The organism is Marinomonas algicola, assembly GCF_014805825.1.
GTDB classification, from domain to species: Bacteria; Pseudomonadota; Gammaproteobacteria; order Pseudomonadales; family Marinomonadaceae; genus Marinomonas; species Marinomonas algicola.
Genome location: NZ_CP061941.1, coordinates 910,105 through 934,744, shown reverse-complemented (window position 1 = coordinate 934,744; position 24,640 = coordinate 910,105). Strand labels below are relative to the sequence as shown.

Sequence of the window (24,640 nt, the reverse complement as noted above, 5' to 3'; positions counted from 1 at the left end):
ATGATCGCGCTATAAGCGTCGACGTTTGTCACTGGCTACTTGGCTTGCCGCTTCATAAATACTCTGTAATTCACTTAAACTCACATCAACAAACACATCTTGCTGCTGCAGCACATGATGTAAATCCTCTACTTCAAAATGATGAGGTAACGAAGGATTGACCGTCGTTTTTTTAAGCCAATATAGAGGATAGCGACGCCAATAAAAAAGATTGTTCACGACCATCGCAAGCAAGATAATCACACAGATATTGATTAAAAACACAGTAACCGATTCATACGCATTGATTTGTGGATACTCTGTAACAAAATAAAATGCGGTCGCGCCTCCCGGAGGATGCAGACACCCTAAATAATGCATTAAAAATACAGTACAGCCCACCGCTAACGCTGCCGTAAGGATAGTGCTATCAAGATACTCAGCAAAACCAACACCCACCAATGCCGCAATCGTCTGCCCAGCCAATGTGGGCCAAGGTTGAGATAGAGCGCCATGAGGTAACGCAAACACAAGAAAAGCACTGGCTGCAGCAGAGGCAAAAAACAAAACGTGTACGGGAGAAGAAAGACTCCACTTAGTAACTAAAGCAACAACACTTATCGCAAAGCACGTTGCTAAACCTGAAATAAGACGTTCAAGGTGAGACGTTTGGTTGGTTTCCACACCAATGAATTGAAAGCAGTTTTTTATAAATGACATAGCAGCATCCGGGAGAGTGATATAGAAAAAAAGTGAATTTAGCCCACTTAAAAAGCTGAGTTATAGTACGTAATTGCTAACTCACAGTATAATGAATATTAAATAAGTATTAATTCAATATTATTGCACTTAAATGAGTTTTTTATGGACATTGAGTTAGCTAAAACCTTTATCGAAATCATGCAATCAGGTACGTTTGCAAAAGCGGCGGAACGATTGCACATCACACAAACAACGGTAACCGCAAGAATTCACTCCCTTGAAGCAGATATGGGCACAAAGCTCTTTATTCGTAATCGTGGGGGCGCTCGCTTAACGCCAGCAGGAGAAAGGTTTTCCAAATACGCTCAAGAAATCCTCTTTATCTGGCAAGCCGCCAAAGACGCTTGTCTTGAACCGAAAACCGATAACAAGCAGCCTTTGTCTCTGGGTGCTGAAAACAGTTTATGGAACCCCATTATGGTTGATTGGGTTATTGAACTTTCCCGCTTAGAACATTTACAGGTAACCAGTCGAGTCACTACAACGGATGAGATTTACAATAACATTCGTAGAAATAAATTAGATGCGGCCATTGTACACAGTGCCCGCTATTATCCAGATTTAGTTATAGAACAAATTGCAGAAGAAAAACTGATTCATGTCGCTTGTGCTCATAATGCCTCACCTAATTTGTATATTGACTGGGGTGAAGAATTTGTACAGCAATTCGACCGTTGCTTACCGTTTAACAGACACACAGCAATGACCTTTTCATTAGGCCCAATGGCATTAAAAGTCATGTTAAGGAATGGGGGCAATGGGTATTTTAGAACACGGGTTGTGGACAAGTATTTACAAGAAGGCCGTTTAATTCGGGTGACTGATGCACCTGAATTCAGCTACCCTATTTATTTAATTACCCATAGAGGTCATCTCCCAACGGATTTTGAGGACATAAAAATCAGTTTAAAGAAGGTACTAAAACAAGCGAACCAGTGGATAGTCTAAAGAAAAAATAGAATAAACAGATAGCAAGTTGGGAGACCCACCCAACTTGTCAATTCACACGTCGTTATTTAACGCTAACGCCTGCCACTTCATCGACAGAAACCGCTTGAGTTCGTTCAATAATTTTAACCAACGCAGATTGGATAACCTCACTTTCCCTTGCATCTGTTTGACTGGTAAAACGCTCCTCTTGAGCCGTTGCTCCCTCTTCTAGGGTAAAGGTGACGAGAACCTCTGTCGCACACTCTACTGAAGAGCCAAAATATTCTAGAGAAATAGAAGGGTAGCCTTTAAAGCCCTTCTTAACGTGTTTTGCAATGCGCTTTTTTGCTTTATCTAAATTCATTGAACACCTTGTATGTCATTAAAAGAAAATGCGGCTCTAAGAGAAATGATTGAGTATTGACCATTCATTATCAAATTCAGACCATATTTAGTTAGATGAAGCGAAAAAGCCAGATAAACCTAATTTTTATTGTGGATCATTTTTAGCCACTGAAGAACGCACTACTAAATTAGGCTCTAGCATCATGGTTTTACCCGTTTGTCTAGGGTTAGTAAGCCTTTCAATTAATGTGCTGATTGCGAGCTTAGCTAAACGTTCCTTCGGCTGATTGACTGTGGTTAAAGGTGGGCTAAAGTAGGCTGAATTAGAAATATTATCGTAACCAATAATAGAGAGCTGCTCAGGAATTTTTACGCCTGCCGATTGGGCTTCACTCATCGCCCCCATTGCCATCATATCATTACCAACAAATACGGCACTCGGACGTTTTTCAAGAGACATCAGCTTGCGCATGCCTATTTTACCTCCTTCACATTCAAAGTCTGATTCAATAACCCACTCAGGTCGAATGTTTAACCCTGCCTGAGCCATAGCATCTTGAAACCCTTCAAGCCTATGCTGTGAAGGTATTTTTTCAAGAGGCCCACCAATATAAGCGATCTCAGTATGCCCCTGATCAATTAAATATTGAGTCGCGATATGAGCGCCTTTTGCAGAATTATCTTGAATACGATCTAAATACGCATCCGTTGGGCCCCAGTCCATTACGGTTATTGGTAGGTCTCGTTTTTCGGCTAATGAGGTAGATAACGAATCATTGTATTCCGTACACATTACCAAAATCCCATCGACACGCTTTTGAGACAGCATTCGCAGATAAGACAGTATTTTTTCGGAATCGCCATCGGTATTACAGAGTATTAAATTGTAACCTTCATCGTAACAATGCTTCTCAACATAATTAATTAACTCAGCATAAAAAGGACTCAATGTTGTTGTTACCAGCATTCCTAGACTTTTTGTGGTTTTTACTTTTAAGCTACGAGCAACGGCACTTGGAGCATAATGTAAATCATCGGCGGCTTTAAATACTTTTTCTTGTGTTTTTGCGGCCACAAAACGTGTTTTATTCAAGACATGAGAAACCGTAGTAGTAGAAACGCCAGCACGTAATGCGACATCTTTAATGGTAATTGGCAAGGACAGGTGCTCCATTAAACAATCAGTAGACGCAGCAATCTAATACTCGTCATTTTAAATTTGTTATTCGTGTATTTGATTCTCATCCATTGAGTTTCATGATCAAAAAATTCTACTCTTCTTTCTACACGGACTTAGTATTTATAGTACGACAACCACAGACACCCTATAAGATGAAATGTTGTCATTTAGCCTTCTATACTATAAAAATGTAAAAAATGGGCCAGAGACCTCATGACCCTTTGTACAATGTTATATGAATACCTCTCTTTTGGTGTAATGAAATGTGTCTATGCGAAGATCACCCCTTTTTTTAAGATAAAGCAACCGTATCCTCGCGCCTCTCCTGTTACCACTATAGCAAAGGCATCGCTTGCTTTTTCATAAAACGCAAAGCGTTCTAATGCATCCATCTCTGACAAATCACGGTCATGTAGCTTTAGACAGGTCTGGAATTCTTCTTGAACCGTCGGTAATTCACTTTGCGGACCATCGAGCACGGCCATTCTAGTCACGGGTTTTTCTACAAAATTGTCTAAGGGGAAAACAGATAAGATAGCGTCTGCCGCTCTCACAACACCAATGCCATCTAATCGGATGATCGGCTTCCCTTGAGCAACGGATGCGGCTGGAAAATTCCGATCAACCAGTACCAAATCATCGCCATGGCCCATAGTCCTTAATACGTTTAACAATTCACCATTTAACAAGGGATCAATATTTTTTAACATATAGGGCTCCTTAATGATTTCCACTCTAAAAATAATCCAATATGGCTTATTTATTATTTCGTGTATTTTTCACGATAGTAATCTAAAACAACGGCAATGATGATCACTAATCCTGTAATCATTTGGCGCATAAAGTCATTTAAACCAAGTAAAATCAATCCATTAGCTAGCACCCCTATAATAAAGGCGCCTAATAAGGTACCAAAGACACTGCCTCGCCCTCCCATAAGGCTTGTACCGCCAATAATAACGGCGGCAATGGCATTCAATTCAAAACCAATTCCGGCAATTGGGCTTGAAATATTCAATCTGGCCATGTAAATAATCGCGGCCACACCAGCGGCTAAACCACAAATAGTAAAAGCCGCGACCTTGTACCAAAAAACAGGATGTCCAGCTAATCGAACGGCTTCTTCATTATTACCAATACCGTATATCATCCGGCCAAAAATGGTTTTATGTAATACAAACCATGCGATACCGACCAACACCAACGCCGCAATAAACACCACAGGCATGCCTAAAAAAGAAGCAGAACCAAAATCATTAAACTGCTCAGGAAAATCATAAATTGTTTGTGCTTCTGATATATGTAAAGCACCACCACGGGCAATATTTAGCATACCTAATGTGATGATAAACGAAGGTAGCCCCCAATAAGCACTGATCAAACCATTCATCAAACCACAGAGCGTTCCAGCCAGAAGCGCCGCAGCAACAGCAAACACAATCGCTTCTGTTGGTCCAAGGCCAGGATAAGTAATGGCTTGACCGGCCACCACAGACGCAAAGGCCAAAACAGAACCGACTGAAAGATCAATACCGGCGACCAAAATAACGAAAGTTAACCCTACCGCCAAAATTAAATTGATCGTAATTTGGGTCAATATATTGGTAATATTATTCGCTGATAAAAAGTGCTCAGATGCCAAAGAAAAAATTATTATTAAGCTAATTAACGCTAATCCAATGCCTGCATCACGAATGATGGCTTTTGCTGACCAACGGCTTTCAACCATGGCTTTATCCTTTCCTAAACTTGTGTCGTTCATAATCACCAGCCTCTTATATTTATTGTGTGATTTATACTCTGGGGCCTTTGCCTGCGTAAAATATGGCAAAGAGCCAACTGTTTTATACGGCTTTAATCGCTTTTATAGGCGAGCTGCAAAATACTCTCTTGGGAAAAATTTTCTCTTGTTAACTCACCTTTAATTTCATGATTGGCTAACACAACAATTCGATCACACAAAGTCATCAATTCCGGCATTTCAGAAGACACCACTAATAAAGCCATTCCATCTCGAGCAAGATCACGTAAAATGGCATAAATTTCGGCCTTAGCCCCCACATCAACACCGCGAGTCGGCTCATCTAGCATAAATACATCTGGGTGACGGGCTAGCCACTTTGCTAACACCACTTTTTGTTGATTACCACCTGATAGACTCGATACATTATCCTTTACGTCACCGCATTTTAGATTCAGTGTTTTACCAATACGACTCGCCATTTCATTTTCACGCGTCAGTTGCATCAATCCTGCCGATGAAACTTGATCAATCGCCGCTAAAGAAGAATTGATGGCAATCGACATATCCAAGATAAGACCTTCTTCCTTTCGATCTTCAGTGACAAAGCCAATTCCTGCGGCAATGGCATCCGCTGGTTTTTTAAATTCAACCACTTTATTGTTGCGTAAAATATCTCCTGAGACGACTTCTTGTGCACCAAATAAACTACGCAGCAACTCGGTTCTCCCCGCCCCAACTAGCCCCGCAATGCCAAGAATTTCGCCATAACGTAGGTCAAAAGAAACGCCGGCTTCATGTGGTGATTGTGGAACCCGTAACCGTTTTGCCGAAAGAGCTACTTCTCCAAACTCATGTGTTTCAGTATCGTGGGACATCTCTTGCTCAAGATGCTTACCCACCATATTGCTAACCACTCGATCAGGTGTTGTTTGACTGATTTCCTCAGTAATAATCGATTCTCCGTTTCGAAAAACCGTTACTCGATCACATATAGAGAAAACCTCATTTAAATGATGAGACACAAAAACAACGGTAACACCTTGTTTCTTAACCGTATCAACAATATGAAAAAGCTTCTCTGTTTCACGATCCGTTAAGGTTGCTGTGGGTTCGTCCAGTATCAAAATTTGACTCTTTGATTGCAGTGCTCTCGCTATTTCAACCTGCTGACGATAAGCAATGCCGAGCCGACTAATACTTTCATTTACATTCACCTCCGTCAGCCCAATCGCATCCATGGCAATGCGAGCACGTTTGTTCATTTCTTTTTGATCTAATAAGCCAAACCGAGTTTTAGGAAAGGCTTCAAAACAAATATTTTCAGCCACTGACATGTGAGTCAGCAGATTAAACTCTTGATGGACAACTTGAATACCTTGCGCTTTCGCTTGTTTAGGCGTTTCTGGGCGATAGTCTTCATCGTTTAGAAAGATGGCGCCACTATCAAATTTATGAACACCGGTTAACACTTTTATAAGTGTCGATTTGCCTGCGCCATTTTCTCCCACCAGTGCATGCACCTCTCCTCTTTTAAGGGAAAAATTGACTCCTTGTAACGCTTTAACACCGCCAAAATGCTTATGTAGAGCCTGAACTCGTAAGATTTCATCAGCAGAATGTGTGGTGACACTTTGAGTATTTGAATGAACTGACATCAATGGATTCCTATATTCAAACGCATTCTATTTCGATGCATTATTCCTAAATGGTTCATAATTAACCTAAATTGGAACTCAGAAGCCTAAGCGGTTACTCCATAAACAAGCCGTTAATGAAGTAACGCACTTACATTCGTTTGAACTAGTTTTCAGAAGTAACCAGTTTGATTGGCGTTTTAACCCAGCCTTTAAGCTCTGGGGCACCTTTTAAAACGTCTAGACCTTTGTCGATAGCGTTAGCCGCCATTTCTCGACCAAATTGATCTACCGTTGCCAGTAAGCGACCATCCTTAATCATAGGACCAACAGCCGGTATATTATCAAACGCAACCACTTGAATATCACCCGCACGGCCCGCTGACTCTAATGCTTTAATGACGCCAATCGCCATAGAATCGTTCGCAGCCATTACACCTTGAATATCTGGATGGGCAGTCAACATGTTAGAGAATACGGTATTAGCTTCCTCTGTTTCCCAGTGGGCAGTACGAGAATCAATAAGGTTTAACTCGCCAGATTTAATGGCGTCTTCAAATCCCAATTTACGTTCATGTGCATTATCAGCACCAGGATTCCCTTCAACAATCACAACTTTTGCGCCTTTGCCTAACTTTTTAGCCAAAGCTTCGCCAGCTAATCGAGCTCCATCACGATTATCTGGTCCAATAAATGCCAGTTCAACACCTTGTTTTTTCTTAGCTTCAGCGTCTAAAGCAACATCAAAGTTAATAACAATAACACCGGCTTCCATCGCCTTCTTTAATGGTCGAACCATTGCTCTTGAATCAGCAGGAGCAATAACAATAATATCCGCGCCTTGTGTAATAAAATTTTCAACGGCATTTATTTGAGACTGGAAATCCGTTTCATTTTGCATACCCACAGCACGTAATTCGTAATCCCCTCGACGAGCGGCATGCTCTTTTGTTCCTTCTAACATGTCACGAAAAAATTCATTCGCTAAGGACTTCATAACTAAACCAACGACAGGCTTATCATCAGCCATAGCCGCCGACCCCGTCATCAGTGCCGCTGATGTAAGTAATGCAATTGACGCTTTTTTAAGAAAAATCATTATAGCTTCTCCATATTATTTTTATTTGATGTAACCGAAAAGCAATCGGTTGCGCAATCGGTTGCTTTCCAATATACATGACAATCATGAAGAGTCAATCAATCGAAAGTGAATAGTTTTTAATCTATAGAGAAGAAAACAAAATGGCGTTTATAACAGTGCCGTGGGTATACGGTATTTGAATTAAGTTACTGCGGCATATCTTAGACGTAAAACACGCTCTCCTGTAATCTCATGCACAGATTCACTTATAGGATAAAACCCGCCGTTTTCATAAAATTTTTGTCCAGTTTGATTTACTTTAAACACCTCTAACTCCAGTTCATCATGTAATGATTTTGCCTTATTAATAAGAGCCTTACCTATACCCAACCTATGATATTCGGGTTGTAAAAATATCGCTCCGACCTCATTCCCCATTAATGAAATAAAACCTTGTACAGATCCATTCACCTCAGCAACCCAGGTATCCGTATTGGGCAGGTAACTCTTTTCTACCTCAATCCGTTGCTCAGAAATAAACTCATCTGTCATAAATTCATGTGCTAAACGTGTCGCCACTTCCCATGAATTAAGCACAGCATCTAAATCAGTTTGTTGATATTGTCGAATAATCACTTGCATTAGTCTTCACCACCCTTACTCGTTATCGTTGTCTTTACTTTACTGAGTTGAGTACGGCATGAATTGAATAAATACGACAGTTTTAAGTTAATTTAAAATCACCATAAATATCGATGGTAAGATCCCGTTCACGTGCATATTCACCTGGCGTCTTACCAATCGCGCTTTTCAAGTGGCGAATCAAATGAGGTTGATCACTAAAGTCAAATTGATCGACTAGATCCGCCCAATCTATTTCAGCCTCATCTAATTGGTAAAGGTAATTTAAAACGTCTTCTAATCGCATCATAGATTGGCATTGCTTCAGGGTTAATTCTGTTACTCTTAAAAAACTGCGTTCAATCGTGCGCTGGGATCGATGTACTGTAGAGCCGATACTGGCAATAGAGGTATTGCTCAACAAAGGTAAAATCTGACGTACCAAAACACTGTGTTTATCATCTTGAATATTCAAAAAGAAACGGCTTAGGCTTTCATCTAACGAATCACATACTTTATCGACGGCTTCTGTTCCTTCATTTAACAGTGTCTGATAGAAGAACCAATCCAACCCCATAAGCAAATTTGTGTCCGCTCTTTTTATTTTTTCTAATGATAGCGCCGACGATTCAGGAAGTAAGTGTTTAACAGAATATAAAGCCCCAGTTCGAAACTTAATACCAATCATTCGAAAAGGAAAAGAGTGATCCATAGTAAATGAGTGTCTATGGGGAAAGATCCAATGACTGCCAGAGCCTTTCTGAACAAAGTCACCTTGAACATATTGATAGTCATAATTAGGAGAAGCGATGATCAAATGCGTCGTCGGGTCAGGATTCAACTTAGGATAATTATGGATGATGTCCTCTCCTTCCTTTTCCAAATACCAATAGCAGTCAATGTACTTCGCAACATGCTCTAACTTAGGGAGACGTCTCCAATGGTTCATTTACACCAACACTCTCTTTTTAATAAGTGACGATTTTACAATGGCTGTTTTAGTGTCTGCTAATTCAGAAAAACGTTCAAGCAGCGGATCGAGTTCCCTGATGTCTTTTAAATACACACGCGAAATAAAGCAATCTTCCCCTGTCACTTTATCGCATTCAACAAACTCAGGGCTCGAAAGAATCCTCTCTTCTACGGCCTTTAATTTATTGGGAAATGGGCGCATCCGAACAATGGCCGTAAGGCTGTAGCCTAAAGCCATAGGATTTACTTCTACTCGATAGCCCGAAATAATACCATTTTCCTCAAGTCGTTTTAGACGCTCATTAACACTCGGCGCCGTCATTCCTACGGCTCGGCTAAGCTCGGTAACAGGAGTACGAGCATTGTGGTAAAGTAGCTCAACTAATCGAGAATCAATACCATCTAACTGAAGAATTTCTTTTTTAAGGTCATTACGCATTTTTGCCTCTAATAAATACGGTTTTTGATTGGATTTGCCTTTTTTTACCTCTGCCATTATTTCTGTTCCAGCTTTATCCTATTCACCATAAATCACTTGCTCTTAAAACACACTGATTAACAACTTTGTGAAAACAACATTTTGGAAAAAATGCAGAGCCTCATTATACTTTTATTGGAGTAAATACATGCAACATTCAAATCACACCGTTGGTAGTATAGAACTGGCACTCGCTATGATCTTGTCAGGAACCATTGGCTACTTTGTTATTAGTTCAGGGCAATCGTTTTGGAATGTGGTTTTTTTCCGCTGCATTATAGGCGCAATCACTCTAGGTGCATTCGCCTTCTATTCAGGGATCATTCGAGCCGAATTTTTTCAGCCTAGTACCTTATTAGTGATTATTTTTGGTGGTATTACTTTGGTCGCTAATTGGATCTTCCTATTTGCTTCTTTCAATTACATTCCTTTTTCCATTGCTACTGTCGCCTACCATATGCAACCCTTGTTTCTTGTACTGGCAGGTGCGTTACTGACCAAAGAGACACTATCAGGCACCCTAATCGTGTGGCTGGCACTGGCATTTGTAGGATTGTTTTTAATTGTTGAATTAGACGTCAATGAAATAGCTATGTTGTTTTCTGATGAGGCGATTTCAAGCACTGAAACACGTTCTGACTCAGGATCCTTATTCGGTCTATTGCTGGCCTTAAGTGCCGCATTACTTTATACGGTAACAACGATGATGACGAAGAAAGTCAGTCAAGTGCCTCCCACTTTTGTCGCCTTAATACAAGTTTTTGTAGGCATTGGCATGTTGTTGCCTTTTGCTGATTTCAATAAATTGCCATCACAAAGCAGTCAATGGTTGGATCTGGTCATTCTTGGCTCTGTACTGACTGGTTTTATGTACATTATTATGTATGACAGTTTCCAGAAATTACCCACTAGCTTAATTGCTTTGTTATCCTTCATTTACCCAGTGACCGCTCTATTTGTGGATTATTTTGCCTTCTCAACCCAAATAAGTCTGTTGCAAGTGCTCGGGGTTGTCTTGATTTTGCTCGCGGTCTCTGCGGTGAAATTTAATTGGTCATTCTCATTTGCTAGTAAAGCAAAACAAGTGACCAAGTAGGACGGCATAAGATTCATTTCAATTAGATTGCACATAAAAGAACGCCAAGGATGGCGCTCTTAAACACCGAATAATCAAAAAGTAACCTTCTTAATTAAACTTATCACTCTGTAGCCAATTTGCTTATCAACATTTTCATACCTGCTCCAGCAAAAAAGACGGCAAAGATTGATTCAAAGGCCTTACGTGATTGAAAATAGAAATTACGCACCTTTGGAATAGAAAATAACAACGCATACCCCAGACAAACCGTTAAACTAAGAGAGCCAATCGATAACATGATTTTCACAATATCTAGGCTCGTCGCACCATTTGGCACACCTAATGAATATAAAGAACCAAAAAATAAAATGGGCTTAGGATTAGATAAATGGATCAATAAACCTTTTAAATAAGCCGCTTTAATGCCGGATCTGGTGCTAATAACGGTATCCGTTGTGTCCGCAGTAAGCACTGAACGCATAGATTTATAGGACAAATACAGTAAATAACAGGCCCCAAAATACCGAAACATGTCCAATAGCCAAACATTGGCATACAATAAAGTGCCAAAACCAAAAGCCGCTAAACAAGACCAAAACATTGAGCCTGTCAAAGTCCCTGTCGCTAAAGCGACGCCATGTTTTCGGCCTTGGCTCATGGACATATTGGAAATAGCTAAGGTAGATGGCCCTGGGCTGGCAATAGCCACAAAAGCCGCCAACATAATCAACGCATAATTTATTTCTTCCATAATTATTCCTATTTAGAGTATTTGTTGTATTGTTATATGACCCCTACTTTCAAATCTATCCTATACATCTTTAAATTTAAAACCATTACCCTATTTTTTATAGCCGCTTGTACTCTCGTTATAATGCCGCTCAACGTATTCATAGTGTGTTTATAACAAATTCAAGAACCGTTATGATAGACCATTATTCAATGGCAGGACGCCTTTCAATTAGGTAACTACCATGCTTAACCATGCAACACGACGCCTCTTCTGTACTTTTTTACTTATACTTCCATTATCTATCTTCGCCCAAGACATCATCGTTAGCCGTGTTGTATCTGTTTACGATGCGGATACCTTTCGTGTTGATATTGAAGGCTGGCCTGATATTGTGGGAAAAAATATGCCAATTCGAGTTAAGGGCGTCGATGCCCCTGAGATCCGCGGAAAATGCGAATCAGAGAAAGAACAAGCTAAAGTGGCGAGAGACTTTACTCGCTCGTTACTAGGAAGTGGCGCCAGAGTAGAGCTTAGAAATTTAAAAAGAGGCAAATACTTTCGCTTTTTAGCCGATGTCTATATTGATGACTCTCTGCTCTCAGAAAAACTCATCGTTGGTGGGTTAGCTCGCCCCTACGATGGAGGGCATAGAGACGGTTGGTGTGATTAATTCACATTACTTATTGAATCAATTTCGCGTATTATTTTTGGAGTCTTCAACAATAATAAAAGGAAAGTTCAACATGAAACCAGAGTCCATTGCCTTACATCACGGTTATACATCAGAAGCAACAACAAAAGCCGCCGCGGTTCCCATTTATCAGACCACATCTTACACATTTGACGACACTCAACATGGGGCCGACTTATTTGACCTAAAAGTCGCGGGCAATATTTATACTCGTATAATGAACCCGACGACCGATGTGTTAGAGCAACGAATGGCCGCTTTAGAAGGAGGGATTGCCGCTTTAGCCGTCGCTTCAGGTATGGCCGCCATTACCTATTCGATTCAAGCATTAACTGAAGTAGGAGATAACATCGTCAGCACAAGCCAATTATATGGCGGTACTTATAACCTATTTGCGCATACTTTACCTCGTCAAGGTGTTGACGTTCGAATGGCCGCCGCCGATGACTACGCTGGCTTAGAAGCGCTGATTGATCCTAAAACCAAAGCGGTGTTTTGTGAATCAATAGGTAACCCGGCTGGTAACATTGTTGATCTGCAAAAACTGGCCGAAATAGCTCACCGAAACGGCGTACCTCTCATTGTCGATAACACAGTGGCCACACCTGTTTTATGTCGCCCATTTGAGCATGGCGCCGATATTGTCGTTCACTCTTTAACAAAATACGTTGGTGGTCACGGGACGACTATTGGTGGAGTCATTATAGATTCTGGAAAATTCGACTGGACGGCAGACAAAACGCGCTTCGCACTGTTAAATGAACCTGACCCATCTTACCACGGTGTCGTTTATACAGAAGCATTGGGCGCTGCCGCTTATATTGGTCGTTGCCGAGTGGTTCCGCTACGTAATACCGGTGCGGCACTGTCACCTCAAAGTGCATTTCTACTCATGCAAGGTTTAGAAACCTTGAGCCTCCGCATGGAGCGCCATTGCAGCAATGCCGAAGCACTGGCAAAGTACCTTAATAGCCATCCAAATGTAAGTTGGGTAAACTATGCGGCCCTGTCAGACAGCCCATTCAATGCCACTTGCCAAAAAATATCAGCGGGTAAAGCCTCTGGCATCATCAGTTTTGGGATAAAAGCGGATACTGCAGAAGCCAGTAAAGCCGCTGGAGGCCGGTTCATTGACGCATTAGAAATGATTCTTCGACTGGTTAATATTGGCGATGCTAAATCTCTTGCTTGTCACCCAGCCAGTACGACACACCGTCAATTGGACGCTGAAGAATTGGCGAAAGCAGGTGTTTCCGAAGATCTCATACGTATTTCAGTCGGTATTGAGCACATTGATGACATCATCGCCGATGTCACTCAAGCACTTGCAAAGGCAACGAGCTAGCTAATTGTGTACTGAATAACAGACTCATCTAATACAAAGCGAATCCGATGATCAGTAAAACGGATTCGCTTTTTAGTAAAAACAAACAGAAAGAAGCCACCCTTTTATTAGCAAAGCGCATTATTACTGCCCATTGTGTTTTATGAGCAGTAATAACGCTGATTTAAGTTAAAGATAGAATGGAATATAAAGTGCGATGGCGGGAAAGAAATAGACCGCTAATAGACACGCTAGCATGATTAAAATAAATGGCCATACGCCTTGGATTACTTCTGAAGATTTGCCTCCAGATACAGATTGTATGACAAAGAGGTTTAACCCCACGGGCGGCGTTATCAAGGCACACTCAATCATAATCACAAAAATGATAGCAAACCAGATTGGATCAATACCTAGCATTCCTAAAGAAGGATACAAAACTGGCATCATAATCAGCAGCATTGATACCGATTCAAGAAAGAACCCCATAATCAATAAGACAAAACAAACAGCCGCAATAAATAAACCTATTTCAGAGATATTTTCACTGACTAACATCGAAATATCTTGAGGTATTTGGTAGAGAGTAATGGCTTTGCCAAAGACTTTTGCCCCGGCAATAATAAGAAAAATAGTAACCGTATTTTTCATGGTACTGATCGCAGCGGCCTTGAATTTTTCAAGACTAAAGGTTCCCATCATCATCACGATAATAAGAGAAACCGCGACACCCACTCCTGCCGATTCTGTCGGCGTAAAGACGCCAGTATAAATACCACCGATAATAATGCTTGCCAACACCAATGTTGGCAATGCACGTAAACTGGCCGTTTTACGCTCTACTGCGGTCGACTTTTCACTGGGTGTGTAGTTTTTGCTGAAACGGGCGTAAAAGAAACAGTACAAAATAAATGCACTGGCCATCAAAAGTCCAGGCACAATCCCAGCCAAAAACAAATCAACAATAGATTCTTCCGTAATCACGCCATAGACGATCATGGGAATAGAGGGTGGTATCAGTATTCCTAAAGTACCACCCGCCGCAATAAGCCCATAGACAAACGGTTTATTGTATCCTCGATCTGTCATTTCTTTAATGGCAACATTACCGATCGTTGCCGCCGTTGCAACAGATGAGCCTGAGATGGCCGAAAAAATCGTACAAGAAGCAATGGTAGCAATGCCTAACCCACCAGGCCAGTGCCCCACCCAAGATTGCACCGCTCGAAATAAATCTCGACCAATACCGCCTTGCAATAAAATATTAGACATCAACAAAAAGAGCGGTACGGATAATAGAATGAAACTATCAAAAGAGGAATAAAGCGCCAGCGGGGCCATCATAGGTGAAAAGCCTGCCAGCAATAGCATGCCTAAACCTAGCCCACCCAAGGCAAAAGCAACAGGAACACCAATCAATAAAGCCAGAACTAAAATAACCAATAACAGAATAATCGTCATTATAGAGAAACCTCTTCATGTTCTTGGTAATCACTGGCGAACAGTAAGACCATTTCTAAGATGGCTTGTAAGGTTAGTAAACCAAAACCAACAGGAATAGCGGACTTAGTCGCCCATAATGGTAGCCCAAGCATGCTGGCGGAAGCCGATCCCATCTCAATGGATTCTCTTAATAATTCAAAGCCGTAGTAGGCAACAAAGCCTGCAAAAAAAATAATAGACAGTAAAGCAACAAAATCAGACATTTTCCGTACTCGTTCACCCAACATACTGGTTAAAAAGTCGATACGAATAAGTGCCTTGTGTTGCAATACCCAGCTTGCTCCCAAACAAGTGGCCCAAATTTGACAAAGTAATGAGATGTCTTCTGACCAAATAGTAGGTGCGGTAAAGACATATCGGGCAATAACTTCATAAGTGATAATGACCGCAACCAAGACAAATAAAATCGCGGATAACTGACCGCATAATGTAATTAATCGGTAATTTATGCGAACCCATAGAGAGGGGTGCTCTGCGCGCCAAGCGGATAAGTCCTTTTCTTTTTTTGTCTCGTTGGACATAGATAATACTCCAAAAAACAACGAAATACCGCGGGGTAGACGACTACCCCGCGGTATATTTTTTAAGCTTAAAGGTTTTCAGCGGCTTGAATAACTTTAGCACCGAGAGGACCCGAATTATCTAAATAAGACTGCTTAACAGACGTTGTCGCTTTACGCCATTCGGCAATATCATTAGCGTCTAAATGAATCACTTCCATGTTTTTCTCAGCGTCCGCAATCGCATCACTTTCAATTTTCTTAATTTTGTTTCTTAGTTGAACTTCTACTTTACGAGCCGCATCGGAAATTACTTTTTGATTCTCGGCTGATAACGACGCCCATGTCTTTTCGTTAATAATCGTTAAGAACTCAATATCAGCATGATTGGTTAACGTTAGATAATCCATCACTTGATGCAATTTACGTGGACCCACCGCAGAAACACCTGTCATGCCCGCGTCAACTGTGCCACGCTGATACGCTAAAAATTGTTCCGAACCAGCCATAGAGGTTGGTGCACCACCGACCGCTTTTACAAACTCACCTAACGTTTTACCAAATACACGTACCTTCATACCTTCCATGTCTTCTGGGTGCTGTACTGGTTTCTTCTTAGAAAGCAGTGCAACGCCACCATAAGCTTGCCACCACAATGGGCGAGTTCCTGTTTCTAGAATAGCCTCATCAAGCAGTTTACGGACAGCACTGTCTGGTCGTGTTGCCGCTTCGACCTTATCTTGAGAAGGGAACATAAATGGAACATAAAACACATCGACCGCTGGAATGGTTCCCGCTAGTTGAGAAAGACTCATTACGCCCATTTCAATGGCACCAGAGCTGACGGCTTGATGCACTTCACTGTCTTTAAACAACTGTGCTGAAGGGTAAATTTTAATCTTAATATCACCGGCACTTTTTTCTTCCACTTCTTTCTTAAAGTCAACGAGGTTTTGACCAAGGTGATGCTTAAGTGGTAACTGCAGAGAAATGCCCAAAGTGGTTTCAGCTAATGCTGGCAAGGAAGCCATCAAAGTAGATGCCAATAAGCCAGTTTTTAGAAGCGTTTTATAATCCATGATAATGTCCTATTTTTATTATTGAGTTTTATGGTTTTTACATTTTATTTTTTATTTTTTATTACAGCGTTTTAGTGCTTTTCATTACGAGCTTTAAGGTCAATAACACCTTGTGATAATGGCCTAGTTTCAGTCCGTAACCCTGCTTTAGCAACTTGTCCTGACGTTTCATGCTCTAACACGGCAGGCAGTTCACGTGATAGTTCAAGCAAATTAATTAAATCCACACGGGTATGCAAACCGATGGATTCCAACATATGAACTAGGTCTTCAGTACACACATTACCCGTTGCTCCGGGTGCATAGGGGCAACCACCAATACCACCAAGCGACGCATCCAACTGATTGATTCCTGAGGATAACCCAGCAAGCGCATTCGCAAGTCCCATGCCTCGGGTATTATGGAGATGTAAGGTCACTTCGAGCGTGGGGTAAGCATTACGAACCAAAGAACATAATTCATGTACTTGACGTGGTGATGCCATCCCCGTGGTGTCGGCTATTGAAATACTCTGGATCCCAATATCAAGATATTGATCAACCACTTGCAATACTCGTTCAGGTGCAATAATACCTTCAAAAGGACAGCCGAATGATGTGGCTAATGACGCGTTAATACGCACTCCACTGCCCTCCATTAATCTACAGATTCGACTAAATTGAGCAAGTGACTGATCACACGTCATGCGCATATTGGACAGGTTATGCGATTCGCTCACAGACATAACTAAATTTACTTCATCGGCCTTGGTTGCCAGGGCCCGTTCAGCCCCCTTTTCATTTGGTACTAAAGTAACGTAAGTCACTTTTGGGTTACGTGTAATTCGGTGCATTACCTCTTCTGCATCGCGCAAATTAGGAATGGCTTTGGGAGAGACGAAAGACGTCACTTCGATCTTGTTTAAACCTAACAAAGAAAGTCGATCAATGATCTCTATCTTTTTTTCAGTGGGAACAAAAACAGCCTCACTTTGAAAGCCATCACGTGTAGACACTTCATTGATTAATACAGTATCAGGCAGGTTTTGCATAAACATAGACGGTCTCCTAAATCACACCGTTTTCGCGTAAAGAGGTGATTTTTTCAGCATCAAGACCTAAAGACCCTAATACTTCGTCTGTATGTTCGCCCAACTTCGGCCCCAACCATTTCGTTTGACCAGGCGTTAAGCTAAGTTTTGGAACAATTCCCGGTAAAGAGATTTTATCGTCACCAACTAATGGGTGTTCAACGATCATTTCACGAGCATGGAAGTGAGGATCATTATAGATGTCTTCTGCGTTGTTAATACCACTCGATGGAACGGCCGCTTCTTCCAAAATAGCCAAAGCGCTTTTCAGAGTATGTTGAGATGTCCAAGCTTGAATGGCTTCATCTAATTCATCAGAGCGTTTTGCACGTCCATCATTTTGAGATAGCTCGGAATCATTTGCCAAATCAGGTCGCCCCATGGCATTCATTAAGCGTTTAAAAATGCTGTCGCTGTTCGCCGCAATCACAATATAGCGTTGATCTTTACTCATATAAGAGCCTGATGGCGCTATTCCTGGCATGCTCGCTCCTGTTCGCTCACGGATAAAACCGAACATGCCGTATTCTGGAATCAAACTTTCCATCACACCGAACACAGACTCATACAAGGCCACATCAATAAATTGACCTGTTCCCTTATTCACTTTCAAGTGGTGCATTGCCATCATAGCGCCAATCACACCATAAAGTGATGCTAAGGTATCTCCGATACTAACGCCGACTCGAACCGGTGGCTGATCTGGGTAACCGACTAAATGACGTAAGCCGCCAATAGATTCTGCAATAGCGGCAAAACCTGGACGAGATGAATAAGGGCCGTCCTGACCGTACCCAGATACACGTAGCATAATTAGCGCAGGTTTAATGGCGGATAAGTGCTCCCAACCAAGGTTCCATTTTTCTAATGTGCCTGGGCGAAAGTTTTCAATCACAATGTCTACGTCTTTCACCAAATCATGAATAATGCGTTGTGCATCAGGAGATTTAAGGTCCAGAGTGATGGATTTTTTATTACGGCTTTGGGAATACCACCAAAGGGAAGTATCTTTATACATTTTACGCCATTTGCGTAATGGATCACCGCTTCCTGGCGGCTCAACTTTAATCACTTCTGCGCCAAACTGGGCAAAAATGCTGCCCGCATAAGGACCGGCGATGAGTGATCCTAACTCCAATACTCGAACGCCTTTCAATGGCAATTCAGTCGTATTGCTAGAGTCGGTGTTAGATGACGAGTCACGTTGGCTCATTCTCGTTTCCCTTATCTATTTTTGTTATTTGATGTAAATATCATCTTCCAAACAAGAATCAGAGAAAAGCACCGATACGTTAGGCTGCCATCTCTTATAGAGATGGCAAAGAAATAGAAGTTAGGTTGTTCTTAAATGGTTGAGAAGAAGGTGCGCCGCATCAAACAGTTGATCTGAACTTCGAACACAGATTTTCAGTTCTCGATGAGCCCAGCTATCTAATAAAGGCACGGCCTCAATTCTTGATGCTTTAATATATGGGCGGGCAATATCAATTGGCATAAGCCCAATGCCCAGACCCGATTCAACCATGCTGCACAAGGCTTCATAACTGGTCACTTGTATTCGCATATTAAACGGCCGATTTGCTTTATCCGATGCCTTTAGCATTTGATTGTTAATCGCACTTCCCGTATGCAAGCCAACATAATCATAATCCAATGTATCGACATAATTTACTTCTTTACATTGACTCAAAGGGTGACCAACAGGCGTAATCACAACCAGTCTATCCGTTTTATAAGGATAAATAGATAAGTCTGCATGCTCTCGAGAAGCGATGGTGACAATACCAATATCCGCTGATTTTTCGGCCACTGCACGCACAATTTCACTGCTAATTTTTTCTTCTAAGTGGATTTGCACTAGCGGATTTTGATTTAAGAAAGACCTCAATTGCTTAGGAAGAAACTGACTAATCGCTGAAATATTCGCCACCATCCTAACTTGACCGCGAACACCATGGGAAAACTCATTCATCTGATTATAAATATCGTCTAACTGATGAAGTACACCGCGTGACATTTGCAGTAAGGCGTTCCCTGCAGGCGTCGCCACCACGCCTCTGTTGGTTCGCATCATTAATGGTGTATGGAGTAATTGCTCTAATTCTTTAATACGCTTTGATATCGCCGAGGCCGCAATAAAATTCAATTCGGCGGCTCGTGCAATAGAACCTTGCTCTATAACACAAACAAATAGTCGTAAGGATGTAGGGTCAATTAACATGCATTAACTCGCTTATTTTTTATCAATACCCATTCGATTTTATGTAGATGAACGCTCTCTATGTTGCTAAACATTAACATGACTTCTTATTTTCAACATGCTAATCATTGCCTATCTTTAAAGCGCATGGCACTGTAGAGCATAACGCTATAGATAAAATAAAATGGCCATAAAACGTACACCTTACTATTTTACAAAAACAACCACTTCTACTCTAATATGAAAAAAGTAGGACCTTGTTTTTCCCTTTATATAAAATTGTTGAGTTTCCAAATTAACATTCGGAGAAAGTATGAAAACACAGCTAATGATAAAACAGCAAATTAGCCTTGGACTTGCGGCTATTTTGGTTCTCGCTTTGCTTAGCATTTATGCCGTTGTTGAAGGAAAAATCAAACCCGATCTCATTTTAGAAAGTCAGCACCAAATTTCAGTTAACCAATCTGGTTTATCAGACCTCCTCACTTCTCAACTAACGCAGATTCAATCCCTTACTAGCAACTTAGCACTCTTATCAAGCACCCTGCCAAAAGACGTAGAGCTGTTTAAAAAAGTCTTTCCTTCCATTATCGATAACCACGGAGATGAAGCCATTGCTGGCGGAGGCATCTGGCCAGAGCCCAATGCGTTCAAAACAGGCACCGAGCTACGTAGTTTCTTTTGGGGTCGATCAAACAACGGTATAGAATATTTAGATGACTATAACGACCCTAAAGGAAGTGGTTACCACAATGAAAGTTGGTATCAAGTTGGTAAAAAAGGCTCTATCGATAGATGTCGTTGGTCTGAAGCCTACATTGACCCTTTCACAAAAATTCCAATGGTAACCTGTACTATACCAACCAAAGAAAACAATCGCTTTACTGGCGTGGCCACTGTCGACATGATGTTAGGTGGTATCAATCAAATGTTTGAACGCTATGGAAATGAAAATAATGGCTACGTTTTTGCCATTGACTCAATTGGTCAGATGATCAGTTTTCCTAAGTCGGCCGCCACCATTGTTAAGTCGGATGACACTATGGTCACGGCAGAAGAGTTAGTTCAAAGTGTTCCATGGTTAAAAGATGTTCTCCCAGTCGCCAAAAACCTGAAAGAAAGCCAAGTAATTTCTGTTGAGAACGATGGTATTTTAGGGGATTCAGCCTATGTTGATTTATTTAGGCACCCTCAGACAGGTTGGGTTATTGGTTTAGTTGTCCCTAAAGGCCAGATGACAGCCGTAGCCGAAAGCATGGGGTTGTTTATCATGCTTGCTATTGGTGCTTTACTCATTGTCGTTGGTATCATAACGGCTTTGTTCTTCCGTAACTTATTAAATAAAATCAAACAAACCACAGATCAAATCAAAGACTTGATTAGCGGAGGCTCTCATTCTAACCAAGAGCTGTCTGTCGGCACATTAAACGAAATTGGTGAACTCCGTCAGGCTGTGAATGCTTACGGAGAGAAGCTAAAAACCTTGTTATCACAAATTCACAACGAGTCAAATAATCTTGTAAACGACGCCGGGCGCTTAAAAGAGTTCAGTAATGAATCTTTGAATAAGGCCAACAGTTTGAATGACGAAAACCTAACCTTAGCCGCGGCAACAGAAGAACTTGGTGCGACATCACAAGATGTGGCTATGTACGCCAAGGAAACGCAGGCAACCGTAGAGCGCATTCATACGGATATTCTGTCTAGTGAAAGAGAAATGTCAGCCGTGATTACGACCATGCAAAAGCTAACAACCACAATGTCTAATGCACAGACAAGTATTCTAAAATTGGATGAAGACAGTAATAAAGCTCATAGCATGTTGAGTGTGATACGCGATATTGCTGAGCAAACCAATTTACTCGCGTTAAATGCCGCAATAGAAGCGGCTCGAGCAGGAGAAACAGGCAGAGGTTTTGCCGTTGTGGCAGATGAAGTACGTAACCTTGCAGCAAAAAGTGAGAGCTCAGCGGTTGAAATTGAACAAGTCCTAAGTCGATTACAAATGGCCTCAAAAGAGTCAGTTCAATCCATGGCTCTTGGTCATGATGAAACCGAAAAAGCGGTGGTCACCGCTGAGACAACAGCCACAAATCTGAAACAAGTGGTGAGTCAGTTCTCTCAGATTACAGACCAAGCAACGCAAATATCGGAAGCGGCGCATAACCAGCAAAAAGTCTCTAGCGACCTGAATCAGTTTGTCTCTAATTTACAAGAACTTACTGGTAGTAACGTAAATGACTCCAGTACGCTAAACGCAATGAGTGAGGAGATTGATAAAATTGCGAAACGCTTAAATTCTCTTAAATAAAGAGAATAAATAAAAACCACCAACAAAGTGAATTCGTTGGTGGTGATTTTAGAGAGTAGACAGCCAGTGAATGAAAAGGTTGGAGTATAATACTCTGACCTTTTTTAATGGTATCTGACTATTTTACGGCGTTAACATTTTCTCTTTTACCTGTTTAGGAATCGTTTTGGCTTTCAATTGACCCGCTTCATTGTAATGAGTCCACACACGTTTCTCGACACAATCCACCGCCAACTTACCATCATTAAACAGTTGATGACGAATACCAAAACTAGAGCGCCCTATTTCTGTTACTTCGCTTTTTATAAGAACTTTATCTCCATACTTAGAGGGTTTAATAAATTGAGAGCGCGTATCAACCATGGGAAAACCAACGTCTTTTAACTCGTCCCTTACGTACTTCATTGAGTAACCCATTGCTTCAAATAAAGCGGCCGTTGAGGCATCAAAAAAAGCAAAATAGCGAGGATAAAAAACAATGTCAGCGGGGTCACAATCACCCCATTCAATTTGTACAATCCGTTCATTCGAAAACATAAAGTAACCCTGCTATAAACTGATAACGTTGTTAGAAATGGGGTCTTTATAAAGCAATTCAACTTGATCTTGGCGGTGAGCTTGTACAGCGCGCTGATTCAAAGAACCTTTATCGGTTACTTCATGATGATTAATGCTAGGAGGCACAGATTGTAATGCGATTCGAGTAACGACAGTCGATCCACCCGTACTTTGCTTGGTAAACGCCGCGAGTTTTTCTTTAAAGGCTGCAATTATCGTTGGGTGATTGATCAACTCTTCATCTGTAATAGCCAAATCACGTGGCAGAATCGCACGACAGTGAACCCAGTCCGGAAATACAAGGGCCGTAATGTAACTGCGGTTTGTGCCACACAAGACGGCATCTTGAACAAAAGGTGCAAAAGCACTGATGAACTTAGCCCTTAATGTGCCAGCACTTACCCAAGTTCCACTGTCTAGTTTAAAGTCTTCAGATACCCGACCGTCAAAACGAAAACCTCGCTGAGGTTCATTTTCATCGAGAAAAGCAAACGCATCACCTAAACAATAATAACCATCTTCATCGAACGCTTTCGCCGTCAACTCTGGTTGACGCCAATACCCTGGCATGACCGTAACCGCTTTAACACGCGCTTCAAGCTTACCTTCATTTGGCACCAATTTGATGGAAACACCTGGCGCAGGTACGCCAATCACCCCAGATGTAGATTCCTCAACAGAAGCAAAAGTGGCTGACGGAGCTGTTTCGGTACAACCAAGCCCAGTCAACATCGGGATTTTTTTTCCAGTATATTGAATCGCCAATGCGTCAAGGTCATCCCAGATATGCTGAGCCAAACCAGCCGCCGCAAAAAAAGTAAACTGCAAACGAGAGAAAAACTTTTCGGCTAAGTCACTGTCCGCACGTAAGCTTTTAACCAAAAGTTCAAACCCTTTTGGTACATTAAAATAGACCGTTGGGGACAGCTCTGCGAGGTTTTTTAGGGTCTTATGAAACAGTTTTTCAGTCGGTTTGCCATCGTCTAAGTAAAGACTGCCACCATTATAGAGCGCGATACCGACATTATGATTACCACCAAATGTATGATTCCAAGGAAGCCAATCCACCATAATCGGCGGCTGATCTTTTAAGAACTGCATGACTTGATGAATCATCACTTGGTTTGCACAAATCATTCTCTGGGTATTAATCACACCTTTTGGCATACCTGTAGTGCCGGACGTAAAGAGGATTTTTGCAATGGTATCACCGTTGACTTTCGCATTCTCAACATCGACTTGGCCCGACTCTGGATAATCCCAAACGGAACCAAAGCTCATGGTCGGATTTTCGATTTGTTTTGGCGTGATATCGCCTTTAATAACCATAACCGGAGTTGAGGCATCCTGACAAACGGCTTTGATGGCTTTTTCATAAGGTGCCAACTCATCGACAACAATCATGCCAGGCGTCAATATATCAAAAATACCTTGAAGTTTTGAATAGTCCGTTGCAATAAGAGAATAGGCCGGAGACAGAGGCGCATGAGCAACACCCACATACATTCCAGCCAGTGCTAACATCAAGTGTTCTGAGCTGTTACCGCATAAGAAAACAATAGGTCGTTCATTAGAAACCGGTTGAGTAATCAGCCAAGACGCGATCTGTCGAGCACGTCTCACCGCTTGTGAATAGGTAATATTATCCCATTCACCCTGTGCATCACGTTGCGCAACAAACACACGCTCAGGCGCTTCTTGGGCCCAGTATTCAAGTTGATCAGTCCAACAACGTGCGTATTCACCTAGCGGCTTTTGACTGTTAACAACTCGTACGCCGTCAGCATGATTAATAACATCAATCGGATGGGCAACGACCTTAATAGGATGAAATCCACTGTTCATTTTCTGCTCCTAAAACCACCGT

The 24,640-nt window shown here is 41.6% G+C and carries 24 protein-coding genes; 5 read left to right on the top strand and 19 right to left on the bottom strand.

Features of this window, described 5'->3' with window-relative positions:
• Window positions 1–9: 9 nt before the first annotated feature.
• Window positions 10–699 (bottom strand): HPP family protein, encoded by a 690-nt coding sequence (locus tag IEZ33_RS04185; protein WP_191602464.1) that lies wholly within the window; start codon window positions 697–699, stop codon window positions 10–12.
• Between the two features lie 144 nt (window positions 700–843).
• Here IEZ33_RS04185 and IEZ33_RS04180 point away from each other — a divergent pair, with 144 nt between their 5' ends.
• Window positions 844–1,689 carry a LysR family transcriptional regulator gene (locus IEZ33_RS04180; RefSeq protein WP_191602463.1) on the top strand — a complete coding sequence of 282 codons (846 nt, stop codon included), beginning with the start codon at window positions 844–846 and terminating at the stop codon, window positions 1,687–1,689.
• Window positions 1,690–1,753: 64 nt separating this feature from the next.
• Here IEZ33_RS04180 and IEZ33_RS04175 read toward each other — a convergent pair whose 3' ends face one another.
• From IEZ33_RS04175 to IEZ33_RS04135, 9 genes are all read right to left on the bottom strand, one after another.
• Window positions 1,754–2,035 (bottom strand): hypothetical protein, encoded by a 282-nt coding sequence (locus IEZ33_RS04175; protein WP_191602462.1) that lies wholly within the window; start codon window positions 2,033–2,035, stop codon window positions 1,754–1,756.
• A gap of 126 nt (window positions 2,036–2,161) precedes the next feature.
• The gene (locus IEZ33_RS04170) at window positions 2,162–3,175 is read right to left on the bottom strand and encodes a substrate-binding domain-containing protein (RefSeq protein ID WP_240009626.1); all 1,014 of its coding nucleotides are present in this window, start codon (window positions 3,173–3,175) and stop codon (window positions 2,162–2,164) included.
• A 290-nt stretch (window positions 3,176–3,465) separates the two neighbouring features.
• Entirely contained in the window at window positions 3,466–3,906 is a 441-nt protein-coding gene (locus IEZ33_RS04165) for an RbsD/FucU family protein (protein ID WP_191602460.1), read from the bottom strand.
• 53 nt (window positions 3,907–3,959) lie between these two features.
• On the bottom strand, window positions 3,960–4,958 hold the full coding sequence (locus tag IEZ33_RS04160) for an ABC transporter permease (protein WP_191602459.1): 999 nt from the start codon (window positions 4,956–4,958) through the stop codon (window positions 3,960–3,962).
• A 92-nt stretch (window positions 4,959–5,050) separates the two neighbouring features.
• The gene (locus IEZ33_RS04155; protein WP_191602458.1) at window positions 5,051–6,595 is read right to left on the bottom strand and encodes a sugar ABC transporter ATP-binding protein; all 1,545 of its coding nucleotides are present in this window, start codon (window positions 6,593–6,595) and stop codon (window positions 5,051–5,053) included.
• Between the two features lie 145 nt (window positions 6,596–6,740).
• The gene (locus IEZ33_RS04150) at window positions 6,741–7,673 is read right to left on the bottom strand and encodes a sugar ABC transporter substrate-binding protein (protein ID WP_191602457.1); all 933 of its coding nucleotides are present in this window, start codon (window positions 7,671–7,673) and stop codon (window positions 6,741–6,743) included.
• A gap of 183 nt (window positions 7,674–7,856) precedes the next feature.
• Window positions 7,857–8,297, bottom strand: coding sequence for a GNAT family N-acetyltransferase (locus tag IEZ33_RS04145; protein WP_191602456.1), 441 nt, complete (start codon window positions 8,295–8,297; stop codon window positions 7,857–7,859).
• A gap of 82 nt (window positions 8,298–8,379) precedes the next feature.
• Complete coding sequence (locus tag IEZ33_RS04140) at window positions 8,380–9,225, bottom strand: helix-turn-helix domain-containing protein (RefSeq protein WP_191602455.1); 846 nt, start codon at window positions 9,223–9,225, stop codon at window positions 8,380–8,382.
• On the bottom strand, window positions 9,226–9,744 hold the full coding sequence (locus IEZ33_RS04135; RefSeq protein WP_240009625.1) for an Lrp/AsnC family transcriptional regulator: 519 nt from the start codon (window positions 9,742–9,744) through the stop codon (window positions 9,226–9,228).
• A gap of 130 nt (window positions 9,745–9,874) precedes the next feature.
• Between IEZ33_RS04135 and IEZ33_RS04130 the strand changes: the two genes are divergently transcribed.
• On the top strand, window positions 9,875–10,822 hold the full coding sequence (locus IEZ33_RS04130; RefSeq protein WP_191602454.1) for a DMT family transporter: 948 nt from the start codon (window positions 9,875–9,877) through the stop codon (window positions 10,820–10,822).
• A 103-nt stretch (window positions 10,823–10,925) separates the two neighbouring features.
• Here IEZ33_RS04130 and IEZ33_RS04125 read toward each other — a convergent pair whose 3' ends face one another.
• Complete coding sequence (locus tag IEZ33_RS04125) at window positions 10,926–11,555, bottom strand: LysE family translocator (protein WP_191602453.1); 630 nt, start codon at window positions 11,553–11,555, stop codon at window positions 10,926–10,928.
• A gap of 223 nt (window positions 11,556–11,778) precedes the next feature.
• On the opposite strand from IEZ33_RS04125, the gene IEZ33_RS20690 reads away from it, so the two are divergent.
• On the top strand, window positions 11,779–12,207 hold the full coding sequence (locus IEZ33_RS20690; protein WP_191602452.1) for a thermonuclease family protein: 429 nt from the start codon (window positions 11,779–11,781) through the stop codon (window positions 12,205–12,207).
• Window positions 12,208–12,280: 73 nt separating this feature from the next.
• Window positions 12,281–13,573, top strand: coding sequence for an O-acetylhomoserine aminocarboxypropyltransferase/cysteine synthase family protein (locus IEZ33_RS04115; protein WP_191602451.1), 1,293 nt, complete (start codon window positions 12,281–12,283; stop codon window positions 13,571–13,573).
• A 168-nt stretch (window positions 13,574–13,741) separates the two neighbouring features.
• Here the strand turns inward: IEZ33_RS04115 and IEZ33_RS04110 are convergent, their stop codons facing one another.
• The 6 genes from IEZ33_RS04110 to IEZ33_RS04085 all read right to left on the bottom strand — a co-directional run bounded on the left by IEZ33_RS04110 (window position 13,742) and on the right by IEZ33_RS04085 (window position 19,925).
• On the bottom strand, window positions 13,742–15,013 hold the full coding sequence (locus tag IEZ33_RS04110) for a TRAP transporter large permease (protein WP_191602450.1): 1,272 nt from the start codon (window positions 15,011–15,013) through the stop codon (window positions 13,742–13,744).
• The gene (locus tag IEZ33_RS04105; RefSeq protein ID WP_191602449.1) at window positions 15,013–15,576 is read right to left on the bottom strand and encodes a TRAP transporter small permease; all 564 of its coding nucleotides are present in this window, start codon (window positions 15,574–15,576) and stop codon (window positions 15,013–15,015) included. The genes IEZ33_RS04110 and IEZ33_RS04105 overlap by 1 nt, the downstream gene beginning before the upstream one ends.
• A gap of 68 nt (window positions 15,577–15,644) precedes the next feature.
• On the bottom strand, window positions 15,645–16,634 hold the full coding sequence (locus tag IEZ33_RS04100) for a TRAP transporter substrate-binding protein (RefSeq protein ID WP_191602448.1): 990 nt from the start codon (window positions 16,632–16,634) through the stop codon (window positions 15,645–15,647).
• 71 nt (window positions 16,635–16,705) lie between these two features.
• The gene (locus tag IEZ33_RS04095) at window positions 16,706–17,671 is read right to left on the bottom strand and encodes a hydroxymethylglutaryl-CoA lyase (RefSeq protein WP_206696903.1); all 966 of its coding nucleotides are present in this window, start codon (window positions 17,669–17,671) and stop codon (window positions 16,706–16,708) included.
• Between the two features lie 10 nt (window positions 17,672–17,681).
• Window positions 17,682–18,917 carry a CaiB/BaiF CoA transferase family protein gene (locus IEZ33_RS04090; protein ID WP_191602447.1) on the bottom strand — a complete coding sequence of 412 codons (1,236 nt, stop codon included), beginning with the start codon at window positions 18,915–18,917 and terminating at the stop codon, window positions 17,682–17,684.
• A 120-nt stretch (window positions 18,918–19,037) separates the two neighbouring features.
• The gene (locus IEZ33_RS04085; RefSeq protein WP_191602446.1) at window positions 19,038–19,925 is read right to left on the bottom strand and encodes a LysR family transcriptional regulator; all 888 of its coding nucleotides are present in this window, start codon (window positions 19,923–19,925) and stop codon (window positions 19,038–19,040) included.
• Between the two features lie 292 nt (window positions 19,926–20,217).
• Here IEZ33_RS04085 and IEZ33_RS04080 point away from each other — a divergent pair, with 292 nt between their 5' ends.
• On the top strand, window positions 20,218–22,215 hold the full coding sequence (locus IEZ33_RS04080; protein WP_191602445.1) for a methyl-accepting chemotaxis protein: 1,998 nt from the start codon (window positions 20,218–20,220) through the stop codon (window positions 22,213–22,215).
• Window positions 22,216–22,338: 123 nt separating this feature from the next.
• Here the strand turns inward: IEZ33_RS04080 and IEZ33_RS04075 are convergent, their stop codons facing one another.
• Together IEZ33_RS04075 and IEZ33_RS04070 are read right to left on the bottom strand one after the other, a co-directional pair.
• Complete coding sequence (locus tag IEZ33_RS04075; protein ID WP_191602444.1) at window positions 22,339–22,752, bottom strand: acyl-CoA thioesterase; 414 nt, start codon at window positions 22,750–22,752, stop codon at window positions 22,339–22,341.
• Window positions 22,753–22,764: 12 nt separating this feature from the next.
• Window positions 22,765–24,618, bottom strand: a complete 1,854-nt coding sequence (locus tag IEZ33_RS04070) for a feruloyl-CoA synthase (RefSeq protein WP_191602443.1) — start codon at window positions 24,616–24,618, stop codon at window positions 22,765–22,767.
• Window positions 24,619–24,640 lie beyond the last annotated feature (22 nt).